This is a genomic window from Pseudoalteromonas sp. JC3, from assembly GCF_030291895.1.
GTDB lineage: Bacteria > Pseudomonadota > Gammaproteobacteria > Enterobacterales > Alteromonadaceae > Pseudoalteromonas.
Map to the genome: position 1 here is coordinate 396,996 of NZ_CP127855.1, position 17,685 is coordinate 414,680.

The window sequence follows — 17,685 nt, forward strand, 5'->3', positions numbered from 1 at the left end:
AACGCTAACCGCATGAGCTGATTAGGCCGACTTTTTATTAGTCAAATATCTCAAACCATCTAATCCTTGTAAGCCGCCGGTATGGATTGCGGTGATCACACTGCCTCTTTTGAAGTATCCTTGTTGAGCCAAAGTGAAAATGGCGTAAAACAGTTTACCAGTATAAATAGGCTCAAGAGGCAAACGATATTTTACCTTCATTTCATGACAAAAACTCAGCAATTCAGGTGTAGTCTTGGCGTAACCTCCGTGGTGAAAATCATGGAGTAGCTGCCATGGCGCGCAGCGCTGAGCTGTGATTAATTCATGTATCTCCTGTGCTAGGTATTCAGCACCTCTTAGTACCGTAACGCCTAGAACCTGCGTGTGATCAGGTAATCCCGAGATTAGTCCTGCCACTGTGCCGCCACTACCTACAGCCGTCATGACATAATCACTTTGAGGCAAGGAATGCGCTAACTCTTCAACGCCTTGCAGTGCAAGTGCATTAGTGCCGCCTTCTGGTATGAGATAAGCATTATTAAACTTGGCTTGCAGAGTTTGAATGTATTCAGGCTGATTTCTTTGCCGATATTCGACTCGACTCACGGGATGAAGTGTTAGCCCGCAAGCGCTTGCCATTTTTAGCGTTGGATTGCGCCAGTCAATCTCTGGGCCTCTAACAATTAAGTGACCTTTGATTGCGAAAAGTTTGCACGCCATGCTAGTAGCATATAAGTGATTGGAAAACGCCCCACCAAAAGTGACTAACTCTTCAAGGCCAGCTTGCTTTAGGTGGAGTATATTGTATTTTAGCTTACGCCATTTGTTTCCTTGGATCACCGGGTGGAGCAAGTCATCACGCTTAACCTGCAACGTTAAACCGTATTTTTCCAATGTCGGGTGGTGAATAGTTTGGATCGGTGACTCGGCGATATTGGTGATGGTTTGCATGATGAAATCAGTTTGATATTTTGCGCACTATAATAAATAACCCGAGCGTTTCACTCCAGAGGTTATCATACCTTCTTGATTACCTATCTTCTATTTTGGACTCGAATTAGTAACACATCGCGATGTTAGAGAAAAATAGACAAAATCTCAGCTAAAAACTGGCAAGACGCTGGTTAATAGTTGTAAACTCAGATATTAATTGTGCAAAGCTTGTGTTTTACTTTGTAAGTACATAGCATAGAGCCCTAACTATAAGAAATAACAAGACCAAACAATTGCCGCTGTTGGGAATGGAACATATGCGAATTGCTCCTTTAACTTTTATTGTCTCGGCCTCGATCCTGGCCATGGGTACTGTTGCTCAAAGCGCTATGGCGCAAGATACTGCAACGGTCACTGCCATCGAGTCTGAATTGTCTAACAAGCAAAGCGAATTAGACAGATACTCGGTTGTTTTAGAAAAACACCTAGCAGAGGAAACGCGTCTGCAGTCTCAACTTGAGTTATTGAGAAAACGTTCAGGTGAGTTAGACAAAGAAAAAAATCAGGCCTTAGATGCAATGAATGAGTTGTATCGTCGGCTAATTGATGATCCTTCCATTGATATTTCTTCTGCGCAAACGCGGTATCAACAAGCTGTGACAGATCACAAGCAGAACAAAGAAGACATTGCGATGCAAATTGCGGCGATCGCATCACAACGTAAAGATATTGAGCAAGTCCGTGTGACTAAGCACACCTTAGTAAATACGCTTGAAAACTTAAAAGATCAGCTTGGCACAGCGCGAGTAGAGCGACTACGTAATGAGTTTACTCGTGAAGGTACACTAGAAGTAGATCACACGATTAACTGTAAACGCACAGAGACCTTGGCGGCTTGTGAACAGCGTGGTCAGCAAATGGGGCTTCAAAAAGCTACCAAGCGCTTTATTGACCAGATTTTTGCAAACCTAACCGAGAGTCGTGTTGTTGAGCCAAAACGCAATATGGCTGGCGCGCAGGTTCAAGTGGTTAGCAGCCATGTTGTAAATAGTGGGTTTAGTGGACAAGGCAACTACAACGTTAACCTCAGTGTGACGATGCGTGGTGATGTAAATAGCAGCCGCTTATGTAACTTGTTGAGCTTAGACAATCGTTATTGTGCTGAGTATGGCACTCCGCTTGCCGTAAATTACCAGTCGAACTACTCGACAGTCTACAGTGATAACCAACTGACTTTTTCGGACGAACAAAGTGAGCCGGTTGAAGTTGCGACTATTACAAAGCAGCCCGTCGTGGAGACCCCTCTTGTAAAAAAGTCACAAACGGCTGATAAAACAGTCGAGTTAACTTTAAGATCAAATGTTTACGACGACGAAGTATTTATTAATGGAGTCAGTTACGGCGCGACAAAAACGACAGTAGCAATTCCTGCTGGATTTTATGATGTTGAGATCCGGAAATTAGGTTATGAACCTTATAAAGCACGCATTAACCTACGAGCTGCGCAAACCATTAATGCGAAATTGGTGAAGAAACGCCAATCGGTAACGTCTGTTGTAACGAAAAAGCCTGAGCCTGAAGCGCAACAAGTACAAGTGGTCGCCGTAGCAACCACCGAAAATAAGCTCGCTATTATCCCTGCGGGCACTTTTAAAATGGGCGACCTGACGGGTAATGGTTTACCAAATGAGCGTCCCGTTGTTGAAAAAGTGTTGAGCCATTCATATGCCATGCAGAGCACTGAGGTTACAGTGGCGGCTTTTCGCCGTTTTGCGCAAAGCACAGGATATAAAACCTTAGCCGAACAAGGTAAAGGCTGCGCATACTATAAAAATGGCGAACCGGTTTGGGAGCTTGAATATAATTGGGAAAACCCAGGTTACGAGCAATCAGATAATTTTCCCGTTGTGTGTGTTGCCTATGACGATGCCAAAGCATATGCCAACTGGTTATCTGGTGAAAAAGGGCAGCAATTTAGATTACCCAATGAAGTTGAATGGGAATATGCGGCGCGTGCAGGCACTGCATCTGAGTACCCATGGGGTAATGAAATCGGAAGAAACCTAGCTAATTGTGGTTGGTGTGGCAGTGAGTGGTCTAATAAAAGTCCTTCACCAGTTGCCCAATTTTCACCGAATAGCTATGGCTTATATGATACTGTAGGAAACGTTTGGGAGTGGACGCAAAAGCGTGCTTCTCAGAGCGATGTTACAGTGCGTGGCGGTGCATGGAACTTCGCGCCGAGTTTGGCTCGAGTGTCAACTCGCTTAGCGTTAGCGCCAGATTTTAGAGCGAATTATATAGGTTTTCGACTTGTTCGAGAGCGATAAGTAGTAAATTAAGAGCAGCAGGTGATGCTGCTTTGTTTGACAGAATTCTGAAAGGTCACCCAGCCTCATGTTTAAAAAATTACGCGGATTATTTTCTAACGATCTCTCTATCGATTTAGGGACGGCAAACACACTTATTTATGTAAAAGAAGAAGGCATCGTACTGAATGAGCCATCGGTGGTGGCAATTCGTCAGGAGCGAGCTGGTGGCCCAAAAAGCGTTGCATCAGTGGGTACTGCGGCTAAGCAAATGCTAGGTCGAACGCCGGGTAACATCAAAGCTATTCGCCCGATGAAAGACGGGGTGATTGCAGACTTCTATGTAACAGAAAAAATGTTACAGCACTTTATCAAACAGGTGCACAATAATAACTTCATGCGTCCAAGCCCTCGTGTACTTATTTGCGTACCTTGTGGTGCAACGCAAGTTGAAAAGCGTGCTATCCGTGAATCCGCAATGGGTGCTGGTGCACGTGAAGTGTACTTAATTGAAGAGCCAATGGCTGCTGCAATTGGTGCTGGCTTACCAGTATCTGAAGCAACGGGTTCAATGGTTGTTGATATCGGTGGTGGTACGACGGAAGTGGCGATTATCTCACTAAATGGTGTTGTTTATTCGTCTTCAGTACGTATCGGTGGTGATAAGTTTGATGAAGCGATTATTAACTATGTACGTCGTAACTTCGGAAGTCTAATTGGTGAAGCGACGGCTGAGCATATCAAACATGAAATAGGCTCAGCGTTTAAGAGTGAAACACCGATTGAGATTGAGGTTCGCGGCCGTAACTTAGCTGAGGGGGTACCACGCTCTTTCACACTCAATTCGCATGAAATCCTAGAAGCGTTACAAGAGCCTTTGATGGGGATTGTAAGTGCAGTAATGGTTGCGCTAGAGCAGTCGCCACCAGAGCTTGCCTCTGATATTTCTGCCCACGGCATGGTATTAACAGGTGGTGGCGCATTACTCAAAGACTTAGACCGTTTGTTGATGGAAGAAACCGGTATTCCAGTGGTGGTTGCCGATGATCCATTAACTTGTGTGGCAAGAGGTGGTGGTAAAGCGTTAGAGATGATAGACATGCATGGTGGTGACGTATTTAGTTACGACTGATGAATTTATTATTTGGCCGAACCGTTCCTTTACAACTGCGACTTTCTGTCGCAGTTGTGCTTAGTATTATTCTGATCATTGGTGACCGTTACACAGTTGGTGGGACTATGGTGCGAACCAGTTTAAACACTTTGGTCAGTCCGCTACTGTACGTTGCTAACATTCCTTATGAAGCGTTCAACTTGGGCCTGAAAAGTCTCAATACCAGAGAAAAGCTGCAACAAGAAAACCAAGCACTCAGAGAAAAACAATTAATACAGAGTGAGCAATTACAGCAACTTCAGTTTTTGCAAAAAGAAAATCAAGAATTGCGCGCCTTATTAGGTGCTTCGGCTAGGGAAACCAATCAACGTTTAATATCTCAAGTGTTGTCTGTTCATTCGAACCCTTATAGTCATCAGGTGGTGATTAATCGCGGTACTATTGATGGGATAAGCGAAGGGCAGGCTGTTATTGACGAAATGGGCATTGTTGGGCAGCTAACTCAAGTCGGTACAACGACCTCAAGAGTGCTGCTTATGACAGATACCACCCATGCGACACCGGTCAGAATATTGCGTAATGACGTTCGCACTGTGGTTGAGGGGACGGGTAAAATCAATAATGTTCGCCTTGCTCATGTACCGCATAGCATGGATATTCGCATTGGCGATGTGTTGGTCACTTCCGGGCTTGGTGGTACTTTCCCTGAAGGCTATCCGGTGGCTGTAGTTACTGAGATAGACCGAGACGAAGGCCTACCATTTGCACAAGTACAGGCAGAGCCGATTGCACAACTAGATCGCATTCGCTTACTCGTGGTGTTAGGTAAACGCAGCCAAGAGGCAATAAATCATGAGTAAACATAGCAACTTATTGATTGCATTGAGTGTCTTTGTTGCGTTAATCATGGCACTTATGCCGTTGCCTTTTTCACTTGAACCATTTCGTCCTGACTGGGTATTATTGGTGTTGATGTACTGGTCTTTGGCCGTCCCTCACCGTGTGAATATTGGTTGGGCTTGGATGACTGGCCTGATAATAGATTTAGCGATGGGCGCGCCACTCGGGGTGAACTCGTTGACCTATTCCATTTGTATTTATATTACCGCCAGCAACTTTCAGAAAATTCGTAATTTCTCCATCTGGCAGCAAGCAGTGCTGATCGGGCTATTTCTCGCGCTCTATCATTTGTTACAATTTTGGCTTAATCATTTCTTGCTTGATATCTACTTTAACCCGCATTATCTGTGGCCTGCGGTTACGGGCATGGTGTGCTGGCTGTGGATATTCCCACTGCTGAGAAAATATCGTAGACAGTTTAGGATCAGATAATGTCTATCTCTTTATATTTAGCTTCGGCTTCTCCGCGTCGCAAAGCGCTACTTTCTCAGCTGGGCTATTCGTTCGAGCAATTTAGTGTTGATGCTGACGAAAGTCCGCTAGACGATGAAAGCGCATTACAGCTTGTAGAGCGTTTAGCGTGTTTAAAAGCGCAATCAGGTGTGGCGCTAGGGTATACCGACAAGCCGGTTCTTGGCAGTGACACAGTGGTTGTCATTGACGGAGAAGCGCTTGGTAAGCCTCGTGATAAAGCGGATTTCAAAGCGATGATGCAGCGTCTTTCTGGTCATACGCATCAGGTGATGACGGCGATTGCACTTGCAGATACAAGCAAAGTACTGAGCGATGTGATTGTGACCAATGTGACTTTTAAAACGCTGAGCGAAACTGAAATTGATGCCTACTGGGACACCAACGAGCCGCAAGATAAAGCGGGTGGTTACGGGATCCAAGGGGTAGGTGGACGCTTTGTAACTGAGATCCAAGGTAGCTATTTTGCAGTTGTCGGCTTACCTTTATATGAGACAGACGAATTAATTCAACGGTTTTTAAAATAAAATATGAGTAGCGAACTACTAATCAACGTCACCCCAAGTGAAAGTCGCGTAGCCTTAATCGAAAATGGGGTGCTGCAAGAAGTTCAAGTTGAACGGATCGGTAACCTAGGCATCGTCGGTAATATTTATCTTGGCAAAGTAAGCCGAGTTCTTCCTGGTATGCAGGCTGCTTTTGTGGACATCGGCTTGGAAAAAGCGGCATTTCTACATGCGTCAGATATCGTGAACAGCGCTTCTATCGAAGAGGGGGTGGCCGAGTCCCCAGTTAAGAAAGTGCAGGACATTCGTGAGCTGGTGAAACAAGGCCAGTTCATTATGGTACAAGTAGTCAAAGATCCGCTTGGCACAAAAGGCGCTAGATTGACAACGGATATCACTATTCCCTCACGTTATTTGGTGTTTATGCCTGATGCGACGCATGTGGGAGTGAGTCAACGTATTGAAACCGAACAAGAGCGTGACCGGTTAAAAGAGATCGTTGCACAATATAATGACGAAAACGGTGGTTTTATCGTTCGTACCGCTGCTGAAGGCGCTTCGGAAGCAGAGTTACAGCATGATGCGGAGTTTTTGAAAAAGCTTTGGCAGAAAATTGTAACGCGCCGCCGCAAAACGAGCAAAGCAAAAATTTTGCATGAGGATCTTACCTTAGCATTTCGCACCTTGCGTGATTATGTTGGTGAGGACATGGAGCGTATCCGTGTTGACTCAAAGTTAACTTACCAAGAGCTAAAACTTTTCACTGAAGAGTTTGTTCCCCAGCTCGCAAGTGCACTTGAGTATTACCCAGGTGAGCGTCCCATTTTTGACTTGTTTGATGTTGAAACTGAGATCCAAAAGGCACTACATCGAAAGGTTGAGTTAAAGTCTGGTGGCTACCTTATCATTGACCAAACAGAAGCAATGACAACGGTTGATGTCAATACTGGCGCGTTCGTTGGCCATCGTAACCTCGAAGAGACGATTTTTAATACCAATGTTGAAGCAACGTCAGCAATTGCGCGGCAACTAAGGTTACGAAACCTTGGTGGTATCATTATTATCGACTTTATTGATATGGTATCTGACGAGCATAAACGCCGAGTATTGCACTCTTTAGAAACTGCGTTGTCTAAAGACCGAGCGAAAGCCAATATCAATGGACTCTCTGCACTTGGTCTTGTAGAAATGACCCGCAAGCGCACGCGCGAAAGTCTAGAGCATATTCTTTGTGATGTGTGTCCATCTTGCTCCGGTCGTGGTTCACTAAAAACGGTCGAAACCGTTTGTTATGAGATCCTACGGGAAATCGTGCGTGTGAATCGTGCTTATGATGCCGACAAGTTTATGGTTTATGCCTCGCCAGCGGTGAGCGAAGCCTTGATCAACGATGAGTATCATAATTTAGCTGAGCTTGAATTATTTATTGGTAAGCAGGTTAGCATTCAAACTGAGAGCTTATATAGCCAAGAGCAGTTTGACGTAGTAATGATGTAAAGGGTAGCGGTACATGCAGGCTAAGGCCGTCTGTTTTTTCTGCCTGCGTAAAGCGTGGCAAATATTTGCGATCACTTTAGTGACACTCGCGGTGCTGGTGTCTGCGCTGAAGTACGCCTTGCCCTATGTTAATGATTATAGAAGTAACATCGAAGCGCTGATCCAAAAGCAACTGAATGTTGATATTAGTATTGGCCAGATCAGTGCGAGTTGGGAAGGCAATGGGCCTGCTCTGGTGTTGGAATCGCTCTCTTTTAAAGACAATAAAGACTCGCCAATCTCCATTAATATTGCCAAAACCTCTTTGCAGCTCAATGTATTTGAGTCTGTACGACAAATGCAGATCGCATCTAACTATTTTGTACTGGAAGGGTTTGAGGCCGATATAGATCTGAGCAAATTAAGCGCGGCTCAAGATCAAGGTGCTTTTGAGCAGCAAGCATTAATTGAAAGCCTTTTCTTAGGTGATGTTGGGCATTTTGCGGTGCAAAACAGTCGTCTTAATATCACCTTTTCTAGTGGTAAGACCCACAGTTTATTATTGAAAGATTTGGTGTGGCAAAACTCTAGTGCATTACATGAGGGGGCAGGAGAAATCGCATTACCTGGGTTTTCTCAAGGCCAGTTTAACGCTCGTCTTTCTTTGTCGGGGCGAAAGCTACGTGAATTGGCGGGGAATATCTATGTATCCGCGGATAAGGTTAATCCGGTCGATTGGTTAGAAGAGCTTATCACCTTAGCACATCCTGATCTTAAAGCAGACATCAATGCTCAGCTATGGCTAGGCTTTGAGCAAGGTACGTTGCAAGATATTACAGTGGATATCAAACCCAGTACGTTGACTTGGCAAGAAGACGAAAATCAGCGCTCATTGGTATTAGACGATGCGCAATTTCTGTTAAAGCCAGATCAGCAAGGTTGGTGGGTGCAAAGTAGTGGTATCCAGTTTAGTCGCAATCTAGAAGCGCTTGCTCCTATTTTATTTGAAGCGAAATGGCATAAAGATAACAAGACCTTTTGGTTAAAGGATATTAACGCCAACTTTTTAGCTGAGTTAGCACAACTTGCTAAATTCCCTGGACGAGATTTGCTGTATGGCATGAATCCCAATGGTCAACTGAGCGCAGCGAAATTCAGTCTTGGTACTAATAACGCTTTTGCGGCATGGGGAGTTATTGAAGAGATAGCTTTTGAGCCATTTCATGGGATCCCGGGAATTTATGGTACCAGATTAGAGGTGAGTGCGACTGATGAGCAAGTTAGGCTCAATTTAAGTGCTGAACAAACTGAATTACTATCCAAAGAGACCTTCAAAGATAATATTAAGCTCCAGCAGCTCAGTGGTGATGTCTATATTCGCAATCAACAAGCACAAGGCTGGCAAGTTTCCAGTCCCAACTTTTGGCTTAGTAATCAAGACGTAGCGTTAGCTACAGAATTTTCCTTGCAGTTATCAGATGACCCTCGGCTTGATTTATATGCGGAGCTACTCGGTGGGCGTGGTGAAATCGCTTCACAGTACTTTCCTGTCAGTATTATGCGTAAAAGCTTAGTTGACTATTTAGAAGCAGGGATCCAAGGTGGTCAGCACTTGCAGACTCAAGTCTTACTGAGTGGGGCGCTTTCACAATTTCCATTCGCTGATAAGCAAGGTCAGTTTGAAGTTAAATCACGTTTGAATGATATTACTTTTGGTTTTGCACCGGATTGGCCTAGCGTTACTTCAGGGGATGTCACACTACACTTCGAAAACGAAAGAATGGATATCTACGCACACCGTGGAGAACTTGTTAATCAAAGTATTGATGAGGGTGTCATTGTGAGTATTGCGGATCTAAATCACGCTGATGTGCTGACTGTTGATATTAGTCACTCCACAGAAGCGAGCACGCTACAGCCTTTCTTTGCGGCAACGCCGCTCGCAGATCCACTCGCGAATATATTAGATATTGTTCAAGGTAAAGATGATGCAAAAGGGGATGTGCAATTGGTCGTCGACCTGAAATCAGGTGCCGTACATGCTAAAGGTGACATCTACCTAGACAACAATCCTGTTTTTTTGGCAAAGCCTGGCATGCAATTACAGCAAGTGAAAGGTGTGGTTAGCTTCGATGATGACACTATCAAAGTGAATAATTTGACCGCTAAGTGGCTGGACATGCCCCTGTCGTTGGACTTATCAGGGAGCGGAGATAAGCAAAATTATCAAGTCACGACCAAGGTCAGTCTTGAAGCTGGGGTTGAGCAACTGCAACCGCACGCAAATGGAATTATTGACGGCTACTTTGAAGGCAATAGCGTGCTGAGCACTGAGCTTATCCTTAATTTTGCCGAAGCTGGGTTTAACTATAAAGCCAAATTTGCTAGTGATTTACGGGGGATCGCGAGTCACTTACCCGATCAATTCGGCAAACCTGCTGATCAAGCTAAACTGCTAAGCGGCACAGTATTAGGGGATGATATTTCGAATCTTGTTACGGCAAGCCTAGATAATCAATTGTATTTTAATGGCATCGTTGAAAATGGATCCGGTGCGATGCGTAATGCACACCTGATAATTGGCAGTAAAGATGAAGGCTTAAATGCATCCGGTTTTGATATCACAATCAAACAACAAGAAGTCGAGCTGTTGCCTTGGTTACCACTGATCAACCGCATTATCAAAGCGCCAAGTTCAGGTTCCGACCCTGCATTTCTACCAGCACTGAATCAGGTAAATGGTTCTTTCTCAAAAGTAACATTCTCTGAGATCCCTTTCCATGATGTTGACTTTACTATGGCCGCGATTGACGGCGCGATGCAGCTTAAAATCAATAGTAAAGAAATGCGCTCACAAGTGGCTATTCCAGCGTCAAACTCAAGCCGGCCTATTCACATTAATAGTGATTATTTACGTCTGAATTTACCTAAGTCGGAGCCGCAAGCGCAAGAGACAGTGGAAAAAGACGTTCACTCATTAGATTGGTTGTTGAGCTTACCTGCAACCGAATTTGTGTGCGGTGACTGTAAAGTTGATGAATATCAGTTAGATCAGGTCAATATGTCGTTGTTTGGGGATGGTAATAGACTCAATATTTCAGAGTTAGTGATTGACAAAAAAGATCATAAACTCAATGCCAGTGGCCGGTTTGAGCAAGGTAAAACGACGCTAAGCGGCGCGTTAAATAGCAATGACTTTGGTGAACTAACGGATGAGTTTGATATTACTTCGACAATTAAAGACTCCCGCGCCAACATAGATTTTGTCCTCAATTGGCAAGGCGCGCCATACGAAATGGATTTACCTAGCCTAGGTGGCGAGTTGACTTGGCGCTTAGGAGAGGGCCACTTGGCAGAAATAAGCGACAAAGGAGCACGTGTCTTTTCATTGCTGAGTTTGGACTCTTTGATCAGAAAGTTACGCTTGGACTTTAGAGATGTGTTTTCTAAAGGCTTTTTCTATAACAGTATGAGTGGTTCGGTACAACTAACGAATGGTATTGCGATCACTGAAGATGCGAAGCTCGATGGCGTGCCTGCGGATCTAACGATACGTGGCTATGCGGATCTCAATACTCACGAAATTAATTATGATTTAGCCGTCGCACCTCAAGTCACGTCGAGCTTACCTGTGATTATGGCATGGGCGGTGAACCCTGTGACGGGGTTAGCTGCACTGGCATTAGATAAGGTTATCCACTCGGCGCGAGTGATCTCTGAGATTAATTTTAAAATCACCGGAACGATGCAAGAGCCAGTGGTTACCGAGGTTGATCGTAAGAGTAAAGAAATTGAGTTACCCAAACCGGTTGTGCCTCCTAGTGAAGAGGCTATGCCAGATGGAGTTGATGAGAATACCAATAAAGAAGCACCAGCATTGAGCTCAGAATCACATCCAAGTGCTACACTTAAGCATAGTGAGCAACCTCTTGTGTCGCAAAATAAGGAAAGTGGTAATGGCTAAGGTGATTGCATTGCCAATGTGCTCGGCTAAAGCACCCCAAACAAATATAGATTACCTTAAAAGTCAGCTGGTTAAGTTAGTGGTGGAAGAGCCAACCTTAGTTTGTTTACCTGAAACTTGGCTGGCGTTTTGCGACAATGCGCAACAGACTTGGGAATACGCGCAGCATAATGAAGCACTGCTTGGAGAGCTTTCAGCGCTTTGTCAACAATATAGCATTTGGTTGGCGGCAGGTACCATCGCGATACCAAGCCAGAGCGATAAATATCTGGCTGCGAGTTACTTATTTGATTCGAGTGGCGAAATCGTAGCACGCTATAATAAGATCCATCTGTTTGACGCCGATGTGAGTGACAAAACTAAACAATACCGAGAGTCTGAGCGAACAGAGCGTGGACAGGATGTCGTGGTAGTGGATAGTCCATTTGGCAGAATTGGATTAAGCGTGTGTTATGATCTGCGCTTTCCAGGTTTGTTCCAAATGATGAGAGCGAAGGGAGCTGAGCTATTTTTAGTCCCGAGTGCTTTTACCTGTGCAACGGGTAAGGCACACTGGCAGCCATTATTACAGGCGAGGGCGATAGAAAACCAATGCTATGTAGTTGCAGCCGCGCAAGTTGGTTGTCATGAAAATGGCCGAGAAACCTATGGTCACAGTTTAATTGTATCGCCTTGGGGTGAAGTCTTAATTGACTCTGGTGCGAATTTAGAACCTATTTCACAGCAGCTAGATAGTGCGTTTCTTGATTCGATCCGGCAAAAAATGCCGGTTGCGGATCATAACCGATTTAAAAGTGAGTTTTTATGAGTAATGTAGAGCAGAATTTACTGACCAATAGCCAGCTGACACGTGAGCAATTATCACAGACTCTCGAGTATATTCATCAGCACAAAGTAAATTATGCCGATCTGTATTTTCAATCAAGCTACCACGAAACTTGGGTGCTGGAAGACGGCATAGTCAAAGACGGCAGCTACAACATCGAACGTGGTGTTGGTGTGCGTGCAGTGAGTGGTGAGAAGACTGGCTTTAGTTATTCTGATGCCATCAATATTGAAGCGTTAACCAAAGCAGCAGAAGCTGCGCGTAGCATTGCGCAAGCTGGCGAAAGCAGTAAAGTTCAAGTATTTAGCGATGTAAAAGTACCCATTCAATTTCAACCAGCACAGCCAATTACCAGCATGAGTGATGCGGATAAAGTGGCTTTACTTAGAGAGCTTGAACAGTGCATTCGCGATTTAGCGCCTGAGGCGCAGCAAGTGGTCAGTTCGCTGTCTGCGGTATATGAAGAAGTGTTAATTGCCGCAAGCGACGGTACATTTGCAACCGACATTCGCCCGTTAATACGTTTAAATTGTTCGGTACTCCTTGAGAAAAATGGTCGCAGAGAGCGTGGTAGTGCCGGTGGTGGTGCGCGTTTAGATTATGGTTACTTTAAAGAGTTAGTAGACGGTGCACCGAGATGGATGCAGTTTGCCAAAGAAGCTGTGCGCCAAGCACGCGTGAATCTTGAAGCCATTGATGCACCAGCAGGTGCGATGCCTGTGGTGCTCGGTTCTGGTTGGCCGGGCGTTTTGTTACACGAAGCTGTTGGACATGGCCTAGAAGGTGATTTTAACCGTAAAGGTGCCTCTGCATTCAGTGGCAAAATAGGTGAACAAGTCGCTTCGAGTCTTTGTACTGTGGTGGATGATGGCACAATAGCCGACCGTCGCGGCTCTTTGAATGTGGACGATGAAGGTACGCCAGCGGCATACAACGTACTGATTGAAAACGGTATTTTGAAAGGCTATATGCAAGACAAGCAAAACGCAAGCTTAATGGGTGTGGCGCCTACAGGTAATGCGCGTCGTGAGTCTTATGCCCATTTACCGATGCCGAGAATGACAAATACCTACATGCTTGCGGGTGAGCACAGTCAAGAAGAGATCATTCGTAGCGTAGATAAAGGTATTTTTGCTAGTAACTTTGGCGGTGGTCAAGTGGATATTACCTCCGGTAAATTTGTATTCTCAGCGTCTGAAGCCTACTTAATTGAGAATGGTAAGATAACCCAACCAATTAAAGGTGCAACGCTTATAGGCAATGGCCCAGAGGTGATGAAAAAGGTCTCTATGGTAGGCAATGACCTTGCGCTTGATAGAGGCGTTGGGGTATGTGGTAAAGATGGTCAAAGCGTCCCTGTGGGAGTCGGTCAACCGAGTTTGAAGATTGACGAAATTACTGTCGGTGGTACAGCGTAATACTACCTGCGATAACTATTCATAAGCAAAAAGTAATAAGCAAAAAGGCGCATCAGCGCCTTTTTATGTTGTATCAGAACCAGAACACTGCGTTACGGCATAATTGCTTCTTTTAAATACTGGAACAGCTCTTTGTAGGCTTTGCCTGGCTTCTCAGCTTTTACTTCTTTACTTGCTTGGCGCGCCATCTGGCGCATTTTTTGACGCTCAAGTTCAGGATACTTATCCAATAGCTCATTAATCTTGCTATCTCCTTTGGCAATCACTTCATCGCGAATAAGCTCAATCTTGTTCAGCAATACGTCTGCTTTATTGTTCTTATTTAGCATCAAATCCATCGCAGCCTGAATCTCTTCGACATTTGGAGTACTACGCAATGTCTTGGCAATGTAGTTCATATGACGACGGTAAGCATCTGTTTTAGCACGGATCCTATCCGCAACAGTCATGGCCTCTTTAAGCTCGTCCGTTAGAGGTAACTTCTCACGCTGCTTCTTGCCAAGCCCTGCAATTTCGCAGCCTAGTTCATGCAACTCAAGCGCTTCGCGCTTAAGCTCGCTTTTTGAAACGTAAATAATCTCTTCTTCGGTCGTTTGCTCGTGTTTAGCCATCGGTCTTGTCTATACTAGTAAATATTAAGGTCTCTAACATTAGAGTATACCACAATTGATCACTACAATAGTTAGTAGCTGTGATAGCATATTAACTAATATGTTTTAGTTAGACGAGCGAGTGGATAAGGTATCTATGACTCAACCTCAACAACACCCTATATATAATCAAATTGATGATGTGAAAAATGCAGTTGCCGATGTGTTAGCGCATGCTAAAAAACTAGGTGCAACCTCGGCAGAAGCGGCGATGTCTAGCACCTCAGGTCTGTCTGTAAGTACACGAATGGGAGAGGTTGAAACCATTGAGTTTAATCAAGATGGTGGTCTTGGTATCAGCGTTTATGTGGGTAATCATAAAGGCTCAGCATCAACCGCGGATCTGAGTCCTGAAGCCCTGCGCTCAGTGGTTGAAAAAGCCGTAGATATTGCTCGATTTACCTCGGATGACCCCTGTAATGGTGTGGCGGATAAAGCCTTGCTAGAGATGTCACCAGCAGATTTAGATCTTTTCCATCCTTGGCAAGTTTCTCCCGATGAAGCCATTGAGCAATGTATTACTGCTGAAAAAGCTGCGTTAGCATTCGATCCTCGAATCGTGAATTCTGATGGCGCGAGCTTATCGAGCCACCAAGGGATCCGTGTATATGGCAATAGTCATGGCTTAATTGCAGGGTTCCCACGTACCAGACACAGCCTGAGCACCATGGTGATTGGTAAAGAGGGTGAGCAAATGCAACGGGACTCTGCATATGCGTTATCTCGCGTGCACACGGAGCTAAAATCCCCTGAAGAAGTCGGTTTAGAGGCGGCACAATCAACGCTTGCAAAATTAGGCAGTCGTAAGGTGTCAACGCGCAAAGTGCCTGTTATTTTTCGAGCGGATATTGCTAACAGCTTATTTGGGCACTTAGTGTCAGGTATTGGTGGCGGCGCGCTATATCGTAAGTCTAGCTTCTTGTTGGATTCTTTAGACACACAAATTTTTAATCGCTGCGTTAACATTGAAGAGAAGCCACATTTATTAAGAGGGCTTGCTTCGAGTCCTTTCGATAGCGAAGGTGTAAAAACCATCGACCGTGAAATTATCACAGATGGCGTGCTCAATACTTACTTATTGGCAAGCTATGCTGCACGTAGAATGAATATGCAAGCGACAGGTCACGCAGGTGGGATCCATAACTGGTTAGTAAAACCAACACACGACGATTTAACCAGCCTACTTGCGTCGATGGGCACTGGTTTGTTAGTCACTGAACTTATGGGGCAAGGTGTTAATACGGTAACTGGTGATTACTCTAGGGGAGCTGCTGGTTTTTGGGTCGAAAATGGAGAACTTCAATATCCTGTAAGTGAAATTACTATCGCTGGTAATTTAAAAGATATGTTTATGGGGATTGAAGGCGTTGGCGCTGATATTGAATGCCGAGGCGCAGTACAAACCGGCTCTATACTACTCAATAATATGCAAATAGCGGGCGAATAACTCCCTCTCTCAGCTCAAGAAATGCTGGTTTTAACCAGCATTTCCCGCCGTTTCGACACTGTTACTGCTACACTAATAACCAAGTTGCGGTGCCAAGGAATGCAAAGATCCCTACGATATCAGTAACGGTTGTTAGTACCACACTACCAGCTAGCGCTGGATCGATATTCATTTTCTTTAACATAATTGGAATACTGGCACCCGCGATACCCGCTGCGACTAAGTTCATAAACATTGCGAAGGCAATTACAGCACCGAGTGTAAAATCCCACTGCCATATAGCAATAACTCCAGCGATCAAGACAGACCACAGCACGCCGTTTAAGGCGCCGATCGCCAGCTCTTTACCCATTAAAAACTTTTGGTTAGTTTGGTTAATATGACCAAGGGCAATACCACGTATAACTAGGGTTAGCGTTTGGCTACCGGCAACGCCACCCATACTTGGTACTATGCCATTTAACACCGCGAGAATAGGTAAAATATCCAGGGTACCTTCGAAGAAGCTTGCGACAAACGCTGCCATCAAGGCGGTTAAAAGGTTAATCCCAAGCCAAATAGAGCGGCGCTGGCTACTTTTTAGAACTGGCGCAAAGGTGTCTTCTTCATCTTCAAGACCTGCCATACTTAACAAACTGTGCTCGGCATCTTCACGGATGACGTCAACAACGTCATCAATGGTGACACGACCAAGTAAATGGGCGTTATCGTCAACGACGGGAGCTGAGATCCAGTTATGACGCTCAAAAAGCTGCGCCACTTCAGACTCATCCATGGAGATAGGGATCGTTTCCTTATCTTCATCCATCAAATCTCGAACCATACTGTCAGGAGACTTAGTTAATAAGGTATTGACTGGTAAGGCACCCAAGAAACAGTTGTCTTTATCGACAACATATAGCTCATCTGTGCCGTCTGGCAATTCGCCTTTAAGGCGTAGATATCTAAATACAACTTCTAAGGTAACATCGGGTCGAATAGTGACCGTGTCGGTGCTCATTAGCGCACCGGCAGAGTGTTCCTTGTAGGACAAAGCTTGTGTCGCACGTTCTCTATCTTGGCTATCCATCGCACCGATAACGTCTTGGTAGACGGTATCAGGCAGGCTTCTTAGGACATCACCAAGGTCATCGTCGTCCATGTCTTCTGTAGCGGCGGCAATTAGCTCCGGCTCCATCTGGGCGATGATCCCAAGTCTTACGTCCTCTGACAGTTCCTCTAAGACATCCCCTTGGATATCTGGGTCAACAAGCTGCCACAGCATAGAGCGAACTTTATGAGGGGATGATTCTAAAAGCAGTGCAGTGTCACAAGGTGCTGTTTCTGCGAGCATACGCCTAACTTGAACAAACTGACCACTGTTTAAGGCGTTAGTTACCTTTTGGAGTTGTTCCAGTGTGTAGTCTTGTTCAAATACTTCAGGCATAGGCATCCTTTTTGATATTAATGGTGGCTAACGTGACTAAGTTAACCCTATTCATTTATTTTATCGCAGAAATCAATTTCTTAATTTGAATTTTATTCGTGTTGTTTCTGCTGGTGGGTTGCTATCGTTAATACACGTTAAAGGTGTACGCAACGATAAAGTAGGATTTTCCGGCAACTAGCTTTATTGCACGAAAGAAACCTAAATTGGTATTACAGTGTAACTCAGTTTATTAGGAACTACCAAGGTTTACGCTTAATTAT

The 17,685-nt window shown here is 44.8% G+C and carries 13 protein-coding genes; 10 read left to right on the forward strand and 3 right to left on the reverse strand.

What is annotated here, in order from left to right; all coding sequences use genetic code 11:
* Positions 1 to 21 precede the first annotated feature (21 nt).
* Entirely contained in the window at positions 22 to 933 is a 912-nt protein-coding gene (locus tag QSH61_RS01655) for a 1-aminocyclopropane-1-carboxylate deaminase/D-cysteine desulfhydrase (protein ID WP_010605946.1), read from the reverse strand.
* Between the two features lie 299 nt (positions 934 to 1,232).
* Between QSH61_RS01655 and QSH61_RS01660 the strand changes: the two genes are divergently transcribed.
* The 9 genes from QSH61_RS01660 (at position 1,233) to tldD (ending at position 13,899) form a co-directional block, all read left to right on the forward strand.
* Complete coding sequence (locus tag QSH61_RS01660; RefSeq protein ID WP_010605945.1) at positions 1,233 to 3,245, forward strand: SUMF1/EgtB/PvdO family nonheme iron enzyme; 2,013 nt, start codon at positions 1,233 to 1,235, stop codon at positions 3,243 to 3,245.
* Between the two features lie 67 nt (positions 3,246 to 3,312).
* Complete coding sequence (locus tag QSH61_RS01665) at positions 3,313 to 4,356, forward strand: rod shape-determining protein (protein ID WP_010376642.1); 1,044 nt, start codon at positions 3,313 to 3,315, stop codon at positions 4,354 to 4,356.
* Positions 4,356 to 5,198, forward strand: a complete 843-nt coding sequence (gene mreC / locus QSH61_RS01670) for a rod shape-determining protein MreC (RefSeq protein WP_174170504.1) — start codon at positions 4,356 to 4,358, stop codon at positions 5,196 to 5,198. The genes QSH61_RS01665 and mreC overlap by 1 nt, the downstream gene beginning before the upstream one ends.
* Positions 5,191 to 5,670 carry a rod shape-determining protein MreD gene (gene mreD / locus QSH61_RS01675; RefSeq protein WP_010376646.1) on the forward strand — a complete coding sequence of 160 codons (480 nt, stop codon included), beginning with the start codon at positions 5,191 to 5,193 and terminating at the stop codon, positions 5,668 to 5,670. The genes mreC and mreD overlap by 8 nt, the downstream gene beginning before the upstream one ends.
* A complete protein-coding gene (locus QSH61_RS01680) occupies positions 5,670 to 6,236 on the forward strand; it encodes a Maf family protein (RefSeq protein ID WP_039492943.1) in 567 nt (188 codons plus the stop codon). Before mreD ends, QSH61_RS01680 begins: the two co-directional genes overlap by 1 nt.
* 3 nt (positions 6,237 to 6,239) lie before the next feature.
* The gene (gene rng / locus QSH61_RS01685; RefSeq protein ID WP_010376650.1) at positions 6,240 to 7,712 is read left to right on the forward strand and encodes a ribonuclease G; all 1,473 of its coding nucleotides are present in this window, start codon (positions 6,240 to 6,242) and stop codon (positions 7,710 to 7,712) included.
* A gap of 13 nt (positions 7,713 to 7,725) precedes the next feature.
* On the forward strand, positions 7,726 to 11,655 hold the full coding sequence (locus QSH61_RS01690; RefSeq protein WP_206473423.1) for a YhdP family protein: 3,930 nt from the start codon (positions 7,726 to 7,728) through the stop codon (positions 11,653 to 11,655).
* Entirely contained in the window at positions 11,648 to 12,463 is an 816-nt protein-coding gene (locus QSH61_RS01695) for a carbon-nitrogen hydrolase family protein (RefSeq protein WP_206473424.1), read from the forward strand. Before QSH61_RS01690 ends, QSH61_RS01695 begins: the two co-directional genes overlap by 8 nt.
* Positions 12,460 to 13,899: a metalloprotease TldD gene (gene tldD, locus QSH61_RS01700; RefSeq protein ID WP_174170500.1), complete on the forward strand. Its 1,440-nt coding sequence runs from the start codon at positions 12,460 to 12,462 to the stop codon at positions 13,897 to 13,899. Before QSH61_RS01695 ends, tldD begins: the two co-directional genes overlap by 4 nt.
* A gap of 92 nt (positions 13,900 to 13,991) precedes the next feature.
* Here the strand turns inward: tldD and yjgA are convergent, their stop codons facing one another.
* Entirely contained in the window at positions 13,992 to 14,510 is a 519-nt protein-coding gene (yjgA, locus tag QSH61_RS01705) for a ribosome biogenesis factor YjgA (RefSeq protein ID WP_174170499.1), read from the reverse strand.
* Positions 14,511 to 14,646: 136 nt separating this feature from the next.
* Here yjgA and pmbA point away from each other — a divergent pair, with 136 nt between their 5' ends.
* Complete coding sequence (gene pmbA, locus QSH61_RS01710; RefSeq protein WP_010605939.1) at positions 14,647 to 15,996, forward strand: metalloprotease PmbA; 1,350 nt, start codon at positions 14,647 to 14,649, stop codon at positions 15,994 to 15,996.
* Positions 15,997 to 16,063: 67 nt separating this feature from the next.
* On the opposite strand, the gene mgtE is transcribed toward pmbA, so the two are convergent.
* Positions 16,064 to 17,422, reverse strand: coding sequence for a magnesium transporter (gene mgtE, locus QSH61_RS01715; RefSeq protein ID WP_206473426.1), 1,359 nt, complete (start codon positions 17,420 to 17,422; stop codon positions 16,064 to 16,066).
* Positions 17,423 to 17,685: the final 263 nt, after the last annotated feature.